General features: G+C 56.8%; 15 protein-coding genes. 10 read left to right on the top strand and 5 right to left on the bottom strand.

What is annotated here, in order from left to right:
• Positions 1–4 precede the first annotated feature (4 nt).
• The 8 genes from K6117_RS08150 (at position 5) to K6117_RS08115 (ending at position 8,046) form a co-directional block, all read left to right on the top strand.
• Complete coding sequence (locus K6117_RS08150; RefSeq protein ID WP_221793817.1) at positions 5–721, top strand: hypothetical protein; 717 nt, start codon at positions 5–7, stop codon at positions 719–721.
• Positions 714–1,340, top strand: coding sequence for a cytochrome c oxidase subunit 3 (locus tag K6117_RS08145; RefSeq protein WP_221793814.1), 627 nt, complete (start codon positions 714–716; stop codon positions 1,338–1,340). Before K6117_RS08150 ends, K6117_RS08145 begins: the two co-directional genes overlap by 8 nt.
• Positions 1,337–1,600: a cytochrome C oxidase subunit IV family protein gene (locus K6117_RS08140; protein WP_221793812.1), complete on the top strand. Its 264-nt coding sequence runs from the start codon at positions 1,337–1,339 to the stop codon at positions 1,598–1,600. The genes K6117_RS08145 and K6117_RS08140 overlap by 4 nt, the downstream gene beginning before the upstream one ends.
• 11 nt (positions 1,601–1,611) lie before the next feature.
• Positions 1,612–2,556, top strand: coding sequence for a DUF7064 domain-containing protein (locus K6117_RS08135; protein ID WP_221793810.1), 945 nt, complete (start codon positions 1,612–1,614; stop codon positions 2,554–2,556).
• A 22-nt stretch (positions 2,557–2,578) separates the two neighbouring features.
• Entirely contained in the window at positions 2,579–3,697 is a 1,119-nt protein-coding gene (locus tag K6117_RS08130; protein ID WP_221793808.1) for a phosphotransferase family protein, read from the top strand.
• Positions 3,694–4,164, top strand: a complete 471-nt coding sequence (locus K6117_RS08125) for a hypothetical protein (RefSeq protein WP_221793806.1) — start codon at positions 3,694–3,696, stop codon at positions 4,162–4,164. The genes K6117_RS08130 and K6117_RS08125 overlap by 4 nt, the downstream gene beginning before the upstream one ends.
• A 166-nt stretch (positions 4,165–4,330) precedes the next feature.
• Complete coding sequence (locus tag K6117_RS08120; RefSeq protein ID WP_221793805.1) at positions 4,331–5,440, top strand: NAD(P)-dependent alcohol dehydrogenase; 1,110 nt, start codon at positions 4,331–4,333, stop codon at positions 5,438–5,440.
• A gap of 272 nt (positions 5,441–5,712) precedes the next feature.
• Positions 5,713–8,046, top strand: coding sequence for a response regulator (locus K6117_RS08115; RefSeq protein WP_221793803.1), 2,334 nt, complete (start codon positions 5,713–5,715; stop codon positions 8,044–8,046).
• 9 nt (positions 8,047–8,055) lie between these two features.
• Here K6117_RS08115 and K6117_RS08110 read toward each other — a convergent pair whose 3' ends face one another.
• Positions 8,056–8,829, bottom strand: a complete 774-nt coding sequence (locus tag K6117_RS08110) for a glucose 1-dehydrogenase (RefSeq protein ID WP_246604962.1) — start codon at positions 8,827–8,829, stop codon at positions 8,056–8,058.
• Positions 8,830–8,997: 168 nt separating this feature from the next.
• Here K6117_RS08110 and K6117_RS08105 point away from each other — a divergent pair, with 168 nt between their 5' ends.
• On the top strand, positions 8,998–9,744 hold the full coding sequence (locus K6117_RS08105; protein WP_246604961.1) for an SDR family oxidoreductase: 747 nt from the start codon (positions 8,998–9,000) through the stop codon (positions 9,742–9,744).
• A 107-nt stretch (positions 9,745–9,851) separates the two neighbouring features.
• Here K6117_RS08105 and K6117_RS08100 read toward each other — a convergent pair whose 3' ends face one another.
• The 4 genes from K6117_RS08100 to K6117_RS08085 form a co-directional block, all read right to left on the bottom strand.
• Entirely contained in the window at positions 9,852–10,343 is a 492-nt protein-coding gene (locus K6117_RS08100; protein WP_221793798.1) for a helix-turn-helix domain-containing protein, read from the bottom strand.
• A gap of 138 nt (positions 10,344–10,481) precedes the next feature.
• Positions 10,482–10,799 (bottom strand): hypothetical protein, encoded by a 318-nt coding sequence (locus tag K6117_RS08095; RefSeq protein WP_221793796.1) that lies wholly within the window; start codon positions 10,797–10,799, stop codon positions 10,482–10,484.
• 370 nt (positions 10,800–11,169) lie between these two features.
• Positions 11,170–11,829 carry a TetR/AcrR family transcriptional regulator gene (locus K6117_RS08090; RefSeq protein WP_221793794.1) on the bottom strand — a complete coding sequence of 220 codons (660 nt, stop codon included), beginning with the start codon at positions 11,827–11,829 and terminating at the stop codon, positions 11,170–11,172.
• A gap of 257 nt (positions 11,830–12,086) precedes the next feature.
• Positions 12,087–12,386, bottom strand: coding sequence for an antibiotic biosynthesis monooxygenase family protein (locus tag K6117_RS08085; RefSeq protein ID WP_221793792.1), 300 nt, complete (start codon positions 12,384–12,386; stop codon positions 12,087–12,089).
• Between the two features lie 163 nt (positions 12,387–12,549).
• Between K6117_RS08085 and K6117_RS08080 the strand changes: the two genes are divergently transcribed.
• Positions 12,550–13,194, top strand: a complete 645-nt coding sequence (locus tag K6117_RS08080; protein WP_221793791.1) for a response regulator — start codon at positions 12,550–12,552, stop codon at positions 13,192–13,194.
• The last annotated feature ends 49 nt before the right edge of the window (positions 13,195–13,243 follow it).

The raw sequence follows: 13,243 nt of genomic DNA, 5'->3' as shown, positions 1-13,243 counted from the left end.
GTAAATGGAGCAGAAGGTCGATACGCGATTTTGGCGCCTGTGTGCGTGGAATGGTCCGCTGTTCATGGGCGTGTTCATCATCTTTTGGGGCATTATGGGGCATAATCTGCCGCCATATTCCGCTGATTTGCCAGCGAGCGACATTGCCGCTTATTTCCGTGAAAATGCCAATCAGGTTCGCACCGGCATGGTTCTGGCGATGACCTTTACCATCAGCTATTGCGTTTGGGGTCTCGCGATTGCGAAGGTGATGGAACAGGTTGTGGGCAAGGACAACATCCTTGTCGATCTCGAAAAATGGGGTGCGGGCCTGACGGTCGTGCCGGTGTTGGTGAGCTGCTCCTTTTGGCTGACCGGGGCGTTCCGACCGGAAGCATTGCCGGATTCCGTGCTGCAGATGTTGTATGACATGGCGTGGTTGTTGATCGATCTCGCTTATTCCATCACATCGGTGCAGATGTTTGCGCTCGGCGCGGCATTTTTGATGGATCGTCGGCAGCAGCCTTTGGTGCCGAAATGGTTGGCTTGGTATGGCATTTGGGTGGGCTTTATGTTCATCGCGGAATGCCTGATGCCTTTTTTCAAATCCGGCCCCTTTTCCAGAAGCGGCACGCTTAACTACTGGATTGAATTTTCGATCTGGTTCGTCTGGTGCCCGACGCTGACCTATTACCTCTTGCGGTCCATCACCCGGATCGAACAGGAGCAGGCCCATGCATGAGCCGGTGCACCCGCCCTTTTCGGCGGGTGGCGAGGCCAGCGCATGCCAGCCGGAATCGCCACATCTACCGGGCGATTCCGGGGTCTGGACTTTCATTGTCGCGGATATGGGCGCATTTGCGCTGTTCTTTCTGCTGTTTTCGCTTGGCCGCATGGCTGCGCCGGAACTGTATGAAAGCTCGCGCATCCATCTCAATGCCGGACTTGGGCTTGCCAATACGCTGATTTTATTGACCAGCAGCCTATTCATGGCGCGTGCGGTCGATGCCGCGCGGGCAGGGCGGCGATCGTCGGTGGTCAATAATCTGTTGCTGACGATCTGCATCGGTTCCGGTTTTGCGGCCACCAAGATTTTTGAATATATCGACAAGGCGCAAGCGGGATTTTCACCGCTCACCAATGAATTTTTCACTTATTATTTCGCCTTTACCGGTATTCATTTTCTGCATTTTGCAATCGGGATCGGCGCGTTGAGCTGGATGGTCGGCAAGGCGCAGCGCGATGCGCTCGACCAACGCTTCGTGATCTGGATCGAGTCTGTGGGCTGTTATTGGCACATGGTCGACTTGCTCTGGATCATGTTGTTTCCACTCCTATATTTATTGAGGTGGGCCGGATGAACCGCATCCTGCATTTAAGCCCGGTTAAAGTCTGGGCGCTGCTTGTCGCGGTAACGTTGATAAGCTGGGTGTTGACCGAGGATAGCGATGCCGTGCGGTTCGGCGCGACCGCCGTCATTTTGATTGCCGCTTTCAAGATCAACATGGTGATCGGACATTTCATGGAATTGCAGTGGACGCCGCGACCGTTTCGGATCGTGCTGTCGCTGTGGCTGATATTGGTCACCACGATCATTATTGGCTGTTATTGGTATGTTTAGGAGGATGGATAATGTTTGATAATGCGGTGCTGAGCGAGAAGGCGATGATATTGGACCCGATCCATGACGGTCGGCACATATTGCCAGCGGTGGCACTGGGACGTGAGTCTATCCCCTATATCGTCGTGCTGCCAGAACATCAGATCGCGTTTTTCACCTATACTTGGGTGACGGCGGACAGCATGGCCGGGGCTGCTTTGGCCGTTTTCGGTCCGGGCGTGGGTGCTGCGCCCATCCAGCAGAAACTGGCCGACAGGGCGGTGCCTGCAGACATGGGTTTCGATAATTGGCAAATCGAAGGCTTCAGCATGAAGCAGGACCTGAAATTCGATTGCGCCCATGTGCGCTGGGAAACGCCGGAGGCGATGGTCGAATTCGACTTTGAGGCCTTTCACCCGCCTTATTCTTATGGCGCCGATCCGCGCGGCTGTCCGTCTTATTGCGCGACGGATCGGATCGAACAGGCCGGACGCGTCAAGGGCGTGCTCAGGCTGGGGGATCGGGTCATCGCCTTTGATGCAACCGGGCATCGCGATCATAGCTGGGGCACGCGCGACTGGATTCCGTTCCAGCAATATGAATGGTTCGTCGGACAAGTCGGCACCGATACATCGGTGCATTTCTGGCGCTTCAATGCGCTGGGCAAGGAACATGTGCGGGGCTATGTGTTCAAGCATGGCCTGATGTCGCGTGTCGAAAGCGTGTCCGTGGATGTCACCTATGACGACCAATTTTGGCAGACCGGCTATGTCGCCGATATCGTTGACGCCGATGGGCGCAATACCCGTGTCGAGACAGAGGTATTCGGCTGCTATACATTAGTGCCGCACCCCGATCTCAGCCTCAATGAGAGCGGCGGGCGTGCGACAATTGATGGCAGGCGCGGTGTCGGGTGGATGGAATGTGCCTGGCCGACAAGCTATCTCGCACATATTCGCGCCAACGGTCCTTATTGAGGTTTTGGTCATGCTGAATGACATGGAACATATCCATCGTGAAATACTCGATCGTCGCCGTAACAATCGAGGTTTGCCGCCCTATCGGGCGAAGCTGATCCCGGAAGTGACCGAGATTCTCGCCCAATATTTCGCGCATATCCGGCCCGGTGCGGTCGTGTCCGGCGTGCGCAGAGTGGGCGGCGGTGCATCAAAGGAGCAGTTCTTTTTCACCTTGAGTCAAGATGGCAAGGATGAACCGTTCCTGCTGCGCATGGACCCGCGCTCGGCGATTACCGAAACGGATCGGGAGCGGGAATTTGTCCTGTTGAAGGCGATGCAAGGCATTGTGCCGGTGCCGGAGCCTGTCTGGGTGGATGCCAAGGGAGCGTTTTTTCCACAGGCGGCCGCGATCATGCGCGTTGTTGGCGGGGTTACCAAGCCCAGCCTGTCCGGGGTCAAGGTTTCAGGTTTGGGGACATGGCTTGGCCCCGATTTGCGCCTGAAATTACGTGACCAGTTTCTGGATTATCTGGTCGCGATCCATGCTTATGATTGGAAGTCGGCAAATTTGCCGGGCTATGACGTGCCGGATGCCGACCCTAAACAGGCTGCCCGCTGGTCGTTCAACTATTGGGCTGAGATGTGGCGTGTCGATGAAGGTGCGACGCGCCCGGTCATTGCGCTGGCCGAACAATGGCTGGCGGATAATTTGCCGGACACGGCGGAACTGGTGATGACCCATGGTGATTATCGGACCGGCAATTATCTGTTCGACGAGGAGAGCGGTCAGATTACGGCCTTGCTGGATTGGGAGCTTGCTCGGATCGGTGATTTCCATGAGGATCTGGGCTGGGTGCTGATGAAGGTGTTCGGCACGATTGATGCCGATGGCACCTTCCGCGCGAGCGATTTGTTCGAGCGCGAAGAGTTTATTCGTGAATATGAGCGCCGCTCTGGCCGGACGGTCAATCGCAAGACCCTTCATTATTATGATGTGATGAGCAGTTGGAAAACCACCGTCATCGTGGCCGCCAATGGGCTTGCCGCCGCGCGATCGCAGCATAATCACCAAGATGTGTTGCTGACTTTTCTTGCGGCTACGGCCCCGATGTTCGCAGACGACCTTGTCCGTCTGCTTAGCCAGGGAGATAATCAGTGATCCCCACCGTTGATGAGCGCATTGCCAGTATTGTTCGGGCCTTGTCCGAAGTTATTCTGCCCCATTTGCCGCCGGAAGCATCCTTGGCACAAGAGCAGGTCCAGCTTGCCATCGGCCATCTCCAGATTTTGCGCGGACAGATCGATCACATCCCGGCGTATGAGCGTGAAGAGTTGACGGATGCGGTGGCGATAGCGACGGCGTTGCTGCCATCGATTACTGGCGGGAGCGCAGTGGTACTGGCGCTGGATGCGCTGCGGGCGTCGGTCGGCGGCGCCGATGGCCACGATGTTCGCGGCGAGACCCGGGCCATCCATCAAGGGATTGAGAGGCTGGTAAAGGCCGTCGCCATTGATGGGGTATCGGGGGCCAATGCCGTGCTGACAGCGACCATCTTGGCATATGAGCGTGAACGGGTGATCAAGGATCGCAAATGGTTTCTGCCCTTTGGCTTCGACACGATGTGAACAGAGGAGCAGGCGGACGATCACGTCAAGCCGGTTTCGCATTGCCGCTTGCTGGACGCGCGCTGGCGGCGGGCATATATCAAGGCCATGTCCTTTTCACCATTAACTATGACATGTTTTCGCAACGCTATTCGCACCCGTTATTGAGTATCGAAGGAGAGAAAGAATGAAGGCCAAAGCAGCCATTGTCCGTCATGTCGGTGGCCCTTTTTCATTAGAAGACATCGACGTTGCTGCGCCAATGGGGTCCGAAGTGATGGTCCGCATGTCGGGTGTCGGCATGTGCCATACCGATCTTGTGGCCCGGGATGGTTTTCCGGTGCCGCTGCCGATCGTGCTGGGGCATGAAGGGTCGGGCGTGGTGGAAGCGATCGGCCCTGATGTGAAGTCGCTTGCAGTTGGCGATCATGTCGTGCTCAGCTTTGACAGTTGCGATCATTGTCCGACCTGTGCCGAACATTTGCCGGCCTATTGTCATAATTTCATGGCCCATAATTTTGCGGGCGTGCGCCTGACCGGTGGCGCGCCATCGTCATTGTCGCAAGGCGATGAGATCGTGCATGGCAATTTCTTTGGCCAATCCTCCTTTGCCAGCCATGCGATTGCGCATGAGCGCAATGCCGTGAAGGTCGCCAAGGACCTGCCGCTGGCGCTTCTTGGCCCGCTTGGATGCGGCGTGCAGACCGGCGCAGGGGCGGCGGTGCTGTCGCTTGGTTTGAAAGCGGGGCAATCCCTTGCCATTTTCGGGGGCGGGGCCGTGGGCCTGTCGGCGCTATTGGGCGCGCGTGCGGTCGATGCGGGTACAGTCATCGTGGTCGAACCCAATGCCGAGCGCGGCAAGCTGGCACTTGAACTGGGGGCCACCTATGTCATCAATCCGCGTGAATGCGATGACGTGCTTGCCCGGATCAAGGAGTTGTCGGGCGGGGCGGTCAATCATGCGCTGGATACGACGGGTATTCCTGCGGTGATTGCCATTGCGGTTGAAACCATGGGGCCAAATGGCATGTTGGGACTGGTCGCCGTGCCGCCACCCGAGGCTATGCTGCCCGCCAATATGATGAGCATGCTCTTGCGTGGCGCGGGCGTGAAATACATCACCGAAGGCGATGCCGACCCCCAGACCTTCATCCCGCGCATGATCGAATGGTATAAGGCCGGTAAATTCCCGTTCGACCGCTTAATCAAGACGTTCCGGTTCGACCAGATCAACGAGGCTGCCCATGCGTCCGAGACAGGTGACGCGATTAAGCCGGTTTTGCTGTTCGAGGATTGAGGTCAGTCCCCGTTTCGGTTCGTGTGATTTCGCGTGCAATGTTCTAGTGCACGCGAAATCATGCGTACCAGCATCTGATAAGGTCGATGCACAATAGGACGCCAGCCTAGACGAATACCCCATGGCGGTGTAACCTTCCGGTTATTACAGGGTGGATCGCTGGCTGAGGGCGATTCAGTGGCTTTGTTCACTCCCCTTTGGCTGCGCGCACCAAGACGCCAGCGACCCGTGGCCGGGCTGGCTTAGAGACTGGACTCGGTTGGGGGATGCGCGTGCCTTTCAGGTATAAAGATGCCGGTTCTCAACGTCCGATTCTGAAGATTGTCTTGCTGTACGCCTTGTTGGGCGGTGCGTGGATTCTCATCTCCGACAAAGTGGTCGAATTCCTCGTGTCCGACCCGGTGACGCGCGTTCAAATCGGCATTTTCAAGGGCTGGGCCTATGTCGCGCTGACATCTGTTTTCCTCTATATCCTGATTGTCAGGTTCTGGCGACAGACGCTGGAAGTCTCGCAGCGCCAGCTGAAAACGCTGGGACTGTTGGAAGCGATCGCCGAAAAGACGAGCGAGGCGATCTACGCCAAGGACCGCGAAGGGCGCTATATCTTCTTCAACAAAGCCGGGAGCGTCTTTGTCGGGCAGGATGTCGCAAAAGTACTGGGCAAGGATGACAGTGCCTTTTTCCCACCAGAACAGGCCAGGGAATTGCAAGCCCATGATGCCAGATTGATGGCGGAAGGGCGCACTGAAACACGTCAGGAATTAGTCGATACGGCATTTGGTCCGCGACTTTTCCTGGCCACCAAGGGGCCGCTCTTCGATCATGAGGGGCAAATTTTCGGCACATTCGGCATGTCGCGGGACATCACCGAGCAGCGCATGGCGGAAGAGGACATGAATCGCCTCAACCGGGCGCTTCGCCTGTTGGGCGAAGGCAATATGGCGTTGTTGCGGGTCAGTAACGAACAGCAATTGCTGCAGGAGATGTGCGCGCTTGTCACTGCTGCTGGCGGTTATCGCATGGCGTGGATCGGCTATCCCGAGCAAGGCGGGGATAAACGGGTCGTCCCGATGGCGGAGGCGGGTACGGCAGCGGTATATCTGGCGAATGTGCGAATTTCATGGGACGAAACGCTGGATATCGGTCGCGGGCCGACCGGTGTCGCGATCCGCACCGGGCGACCGCAGATCAATCATGATGTGATGAACAATCCGGACATGGTGCCATGGCGTCAGATGGCAATGGATCATGGCTATCGATCCAGCGTGGCCCTGCCGTTGATCTGTGAACATGTCACATTTGGCGTCTTGACGATCTATGCCGCCGAACCCGACGCATTTACCGACAGCGAAATGGGCGTGTTGGAAGAACTGGCGGCCAATCTGGCCTTTGGCATCCATGCCCTGCGCGAGCGGCAGGAACGTCGCGCAGCAGAAGTCGCCAGCAAGGCCAAGAGTTCTTTTCTGGCCAATATGTCCCATGAAATCAGGACCCCGCTAACCGCGATCACCGGCATGGCGCATTTGCTTGAACGGTCCCGATTAGCGCCGCGCCAGCGCGAGATGGTGAGCAGCATCAATGTCGCGGTGGGGCATTTGTTGGATGTCATCAACGACATTCTCGATCTGTCGAAAATCGAAGCGGGCAAGCTGTCGCTTCAGGATGTTGCCGTCGATATCGATCGGATCATCGCGGATGCCGTCAAGATCATCAAGGGCAGGCCAAGACCAAAGGGGGTGGAACTGTGTGTCGTGAACGGCACTATTTTCCCGCCATTGCGCGGCGATCCGTTGCGGTTGCAACAGGCATTGCTCAATTATCTCAGCAATGCGGTGAAATTCACCGACAAGGGCAGCATTACCGTTCGCATATCATGTGTGGAAGATAATGAGGATGATGTGCTGTTGCGTATCGAGGTAGAGGATACCGGCATCGGCATCGCCGCCGATACGCTGCCGCGATTGTTCATGGCCTTCGAACAGGCGGATAATTCAAGCGCACGCAGCTTTGCCGGGACTGGCCTAGGCTTGGCGATCACCCGCGCGCTTGCCCGGTTGATGGGCGGAGATGCCGGGGCGGAGTCGAGGCTCGGGCGCGGCAGCCTGTTCTGGTTCACCGCCCGATTGCACAAAGAGGCGGACGCGCAACGGATGTCGCATGCGGCAAATATCACGCCTGCCGAGATCGCGCTCGCCACCCGTTATGCCGGACGTCGCATATTGGTGGTCGATGATGACGACATCATCCGGGAAGTGGCCTTTATCTTCCTCAATGACATTGCTGCCCAGCAGGTCGATCTTGCCGCCAATGGTCGGGAAGCCATCGAGAAGGCGGCGGCCAATGATTATGACCTGATTCTGATGGACCTCCAGATGCCGGTCATGGATGGGATTGAGGCCTGTCGGCAGATCAGGGCGCTGTCAAAAACTGACGCCGTGCCGATCATCGCGGTGACGGCGGATGCCTTTCCCGAAGATCGGGAGCGCTGTCTGGATGCCGGGATGGATGATGTTATCTCCAAACCCTATACGCCCGATGTGTTCTTCGCGACGATCCTCAAATGGTTGTCGGGCGAGGCGGTACGCGGCCCGCGCGATAAAGGGTGATGACCCAAATTACATCGCCGACAGGCCGCCATCGATCGCCAGTTCCGCGCCGGTAACGAACGCGGCCTCATCTGAACACAGATACACGGCGGCCCATGCGACATCATCCGGTTGCCCGACGCGGCCGATGGGAATTTGCCGCCCCAATTTGGCGACAGTGTCTTCGCGCGTTCTTGTGCCGGTGAAACCGTCGAGCAAGGGCGTATCGATGAAGGTCGGATGCAATGAATTGCAGGTGATGCGATATTGCTGTTTCGCGCAATGGAGCGCGATCGACTTGGTCAGATGGCGCACCCCGGCCTTGGCGGAATTATAGGCCGCCATATTGCCTGCGGCGACGATGCCGGAAATCGACGAGATGTTGAGAATGGAACCCGCTTGATCGGCAGTGGATGCCGCCATCAACGGCAGGGCGATCTTGCTGCCCAGAAACACGCTGTCGAGATCGACCCGGTGGGTGCGATGCCAGTCTTCGATGCTGAGGTCCTCGACAGAACCCGGCAGGCAGATGCCCGCATTATTCACGAGAATGTGCAGGCCACCGAGCTGGTCGGATGCGTGCTGGATCACCGACTGCCAGCTTGCGGCATCGGTGACGTCATGTGCGATGGCGCTGGCAGCATCGCCGATGCGGGCGGCTTGGGCGCGGGCGTTGTCGATATTGATGTCGGAGATCAGGACGCGCGCGCCTTGCGATACGAAGCGCGCGGCGATAGCGGCGCCAAGACCTGATGCCGCGCCCGTTACCAGCGCGATTTTCCCCTGAAGTCTGTTTCCCTGCAACTTTATTCTCCCAAGCCCAAATATGCTTCTAATCTATTGTCGGACGCATCGCCACTGCTGACCTAATGGCCAAGTGGACCCGGCCATGTTCGGTCTTTATCGTCTTGTACTGAATGCGGCGGCATCAGCGGCAGCACATGATAAGAGGATTGAGGTATGGCGGGTGGTTTGAAAAATAAGACGGCATTGGTGACCGGCGCTTCGCGCGGGATCGGCCGGGCAATCGCGCTACAATTAGCGAGCGAGGGCGCGCTGATTGCGGTGCATTACGGCCATAGCAAGGCGGCAGCCGAGGATGTGCTGGCCGCGATCAAGGCCGCTGGCGGCGATGGCTTTCTTGTGCAGGGCGATGTGGGCGAGATGGCGGGCATTGAAAAGCTCTTCCATGAACTTGATGCGGCGTTGGCCGAGCGCGGGATCAAGGGCTTCGACATTCTCGTCAACAATGCGGGCGTGGGCGTATTCGGTGATGTCACCACCACCGTTGAGGCCGATTTCGACAAGGCATTTGCGATCAACGTCAAGGGCGTGTTGTTCGTGACCCAATATGCGGTGCCACGTTTACGCGACGGCGGGCGGATCATCAATATTTCATCGATGGTCAGCCATAATGCCTATCCTGACTTCATCGCTTATGCGGCGTCAAAGGCGGCGGTGGATTCGATCACCTTGTCGCTGGCGGCGGGCTTGGGCAGCCGCAAGATCACCGTCAACGCAGTAGCGCCCGGCGCAACGGCCACCGACTTCATCGGTGATCTGGAAGAACCGTTCATGAACGCGATCAAGGATGGGACCGCATTGGGCGAGATCGGCAGGCCCGAGGACATCGCCAATGTCGTCTCGTTTCTGGCGTCTGATGCCGGTGGCTGGGTCACGGGCGAACGTATCCGCGCCAGCGGGGGTATGCATCTCTGATGTTATACCACCAACAGGCAAGCAGGCCCTGTCCCGATTTTATGGAATCGGGACAGGCGCTATTCAATAGATTCTGACCCTAGGTCTCGACCTTGGTCATCACGCTTTCAGGCCGCCTTGGCGATCAGTTCGCCATCATCGACCACCATGTTGCGAATTTTGGCAACATTATGGGCGGTGATATAATAGCCGGAGCGATAGCTGACATGGACGACATCATTGAGGCCCAGCAGATTGAGGGCATGGCGCAAATGCGACATATACACCGGAATGCTGCGGGTTGAGCAGTTGATGGTATCGGCCAGATCCTGCTGACTCTGCAGCATGTCGGGATGCTTGAGCAAACGCTGCAGGATGCGCGCGGCAGACATGTGCTTGATGTTGAATTTCTCGCGCAGGGCAAGCGCGTCGAATTCATCACTCTGGCCATTCAGCAGCGTGAGATGTTGTCCGATTTGTTCAACCGCATCGACGACTTTCAGGCATTCCTGAAAGTTGATCATGCCATCGGCGATATTAAGCGCCTTTCGCATGCGGCCTGCCAGTTCATTGGCGTACATGTTCAGATGGTGAACATTGACGATATGGTCATTATTCAAGGGTGCGACTCCTGATCTGCGCCCGCTGTTTCGGCAGCGCGCGTGAGGAGTTTATATATTTTTAAAGTAAACCGCCGTCCATATCACTGGCGACCTATGCCAAATGGACTAGGTCACGACCCTTGGCGCGTAGAGGGTTCAGGCCGCAATATCTTCGCGCTGGTCCAGGATTGCCCCAAGGCCGAGCTGCTTGCCAATCAGGCCAAGAATGTCGATCGGCTCGCCGGAAATAATCAGGAAATGATCACCTTTGATCCATTCGACCTGACCCGAGATAGTGATAGGCCCATGGGTGATGGTCACAAGATCGCCGGGATGCGGCGGCGTATCGCTACGGGCCGTCAGTCCATGCGCAGCGACGCTGGTGATCTTGATGGCGCGGGTGTGTTGTCCAGCCGACAGCATGGCATCGAATTCAACATTCACACATGACAGGGCGACCGTGACATTGGACATGGAGCTATATCTCACTTGAGGCTGCGACCGGCCCGCATTGTTGCGGTGCTGAAGGCGGTAAAGCTTCGGTTTCATGTCAGGGCCATCAGGCTCATGTGAAGCCAAGGACTTCGTCTTGCCTAATATCCCCGATGTGGAATGATTACAGCCAGACATACAGGTTTCTGCGCTCTGCGACGACAGGAAGCCCGATCAAATCGGCATGATGGGCGCAACATCTATATTCATTATGAATTAATGAAAAAGGATCGTCTGGCCACGCCCCGCCCTTTGCCATTCAGTTGGTTTTTTAGGCATTTGTGCGGGTGATGAACATTGCGCGATACCGCACGTTATTAAGATATTTTCGGGCTGCACATTGGCTTCAAGCTCAGGCGGCCTTCAATCCCCCAATTTCGATACCGTGCAAAAAGAGGGATATGGCCTGTTCCAGCCCGGATTTCAGCGGCGCAAGGTTGCTATCGTCGCTCAATAGCCATGCCGCCACGGCGGCGCCCGTGATGAGGTCGAAATGCTGGCTCAATTTATGAGCGGGGATGTCGGCACGTATTTTGCCGTCCTGCTGGAGATTGGCGATTTGCCGGGTGCGGCGTTCGCGGCGCATCGCAGCCTGACTGGTGGGATGGTGCAAGTCGAGCGGTGAAAACGCGCCCGCATGCAGCAGGCCAAGCTGCAATAATGGCCGTACCGCGACAAATGCCTTCAGTTGTGCGTCGAGATTGCAAGCCACAAGGTCTTGCGCGCATTGCAGCGTGATGGGCTGATGATCTTCCGGAATGGCTTGTGCGAGCTGCTCCGCGATGATTTCGCGCAGCAGCTGTTCCTTTGTTTCCATATAATTGAAGAATGTTCCCAACGACACATCCGCGCGATCGGCGATTTGCTGGATCGTGGCCGCCTTGAATCCGACCTCTTCGATAATGCTGCGCCCGGCATCCAGCAGCGACTGACGTACGGCCTGTCTCTTCTTTTCGCGTCGCCCCATTTGCAAGGGCGCGTCATCAACATCATGATTGGATAAGCTCGACATAAGATTGGTTGCAGTCCATATTTTGGCATTATTTCATTGTGATATGGGACCTAAGTATACAGTGGGTATATAAGGTTAAACCCGCATAACAAGCGGTCAGAGGTGCCGCCTGCACGCCGTTGAGGCGATGAATGGGATGCTCCAAAGGGTTAGATTATGTCAATTTTGGAACGGATATAATTTCAGCCCGAGCCGAGCAAGTGATTCCTTTGAAATATCATCACATTTATGACGATTTCGATGGATGAGGATGGGCATCAAAAGCCGTGCAAGACTTCCCGGCTGTGTTCGACCACTGGCGCAGCGACAAAGAACGGGCTGGCGAGCGCGCGCCACGCCTGAAAACCTTCGGAATTGCGAAAGGTCACCATATGGTGTTCCAGACTATCCCATTGTATACGCAGCATGTATTTTGCCGGGTCTTCAATCATGCGTTCAAGCCGCATGCCACGGCAACCCTCCGCCGTTTGAAAGATGTCGCGTGCCTGTGCAACTGCATGTTCGAAGGCGTGCGCTTGGGTGGGGTCGATGGTGATGAGCGCTATTTCTATAATCATGGGATATTCTGTCCGATTGCTTCACGCGGCGCAAGCAAGGGGGCGTGAACTGCGTGGCGCGATTATGGGCTTGCGTCAGTGGAAATTCTTGGGGCATGGCTAAGGCACCAATTCAAGGCGGTCTCGCGCCGTATTTTTGCATTGGTTGCCGGAGAGGAGTTGCATGGAGCGTCCGCAAGCGCGCGCCCTTTTGATCGACGATCATGAGCTTGTGCGCAATGCGATTCACAGGTTGCTGACTGATGTCTTTGGCATCGGCACTGTGATCGAGGCGGATAGCCTTGCCGCCGGGTTGGCGCGGATTGTCGAGGCGCCGTCGATTGATCTGTTGATCGTCGATTTGAACCTGCCGGATACGGACGGTCCGGAATCGCTGGCGGCGTTGGTGGATGCGTTGCCCGATGCGCGCATTGCCGTGATTTCGTCCTCGGTGCAGCGTGAGGATGTGCTGGGCTGCCTTGCGGTGGGCGTCGATGGCTATCTGCCCAAGGAATTATCGACGGCTGAACTGGTGCAGGCGCTGGGTATCATTCTTGATGGCGGTTCTTATGTGCCGCGCAATCTGACCCGTCAGGGTGCTACGCCCGCTGCGAAAATCACGCATAAGCATGTGGGTCTCGATGGTTTGACGCCGCGTCAGGCCGATGTGCTGGACCAATTGCTATTGGGCAAAACCACCAAGGAAATCGCCTGCGCTCTTGATCTGGCCGAAGGCACGGTGAAGATCCATCTTGCCGCCATTTACCGGGTGATGGGCGTCCATAGCCGTGCCGAGGTCATCGCGACATTGATGGCGGCCACGAATTAGAGTGCAGGCGGATTCCAGATGACGTGCATCCGCTTGTGGTGCATGTTGG

This window comes from Alteraquisediminimonas sediminicola, from assembly GCF_019740335.1.
Taxonomy (GTDB): Bacteria; Pseudomonadota; Alphaproteobacteria; order Sphingomonadales; family Sphingomonadaceae; genus Alteraquisediminimonas; species Alteraquisediminimonas sediminicola.
Note: the sequence above shows the minus strand (reverse complement) of the source record. Positions and strands in the feature narration are given on the sequence as shown.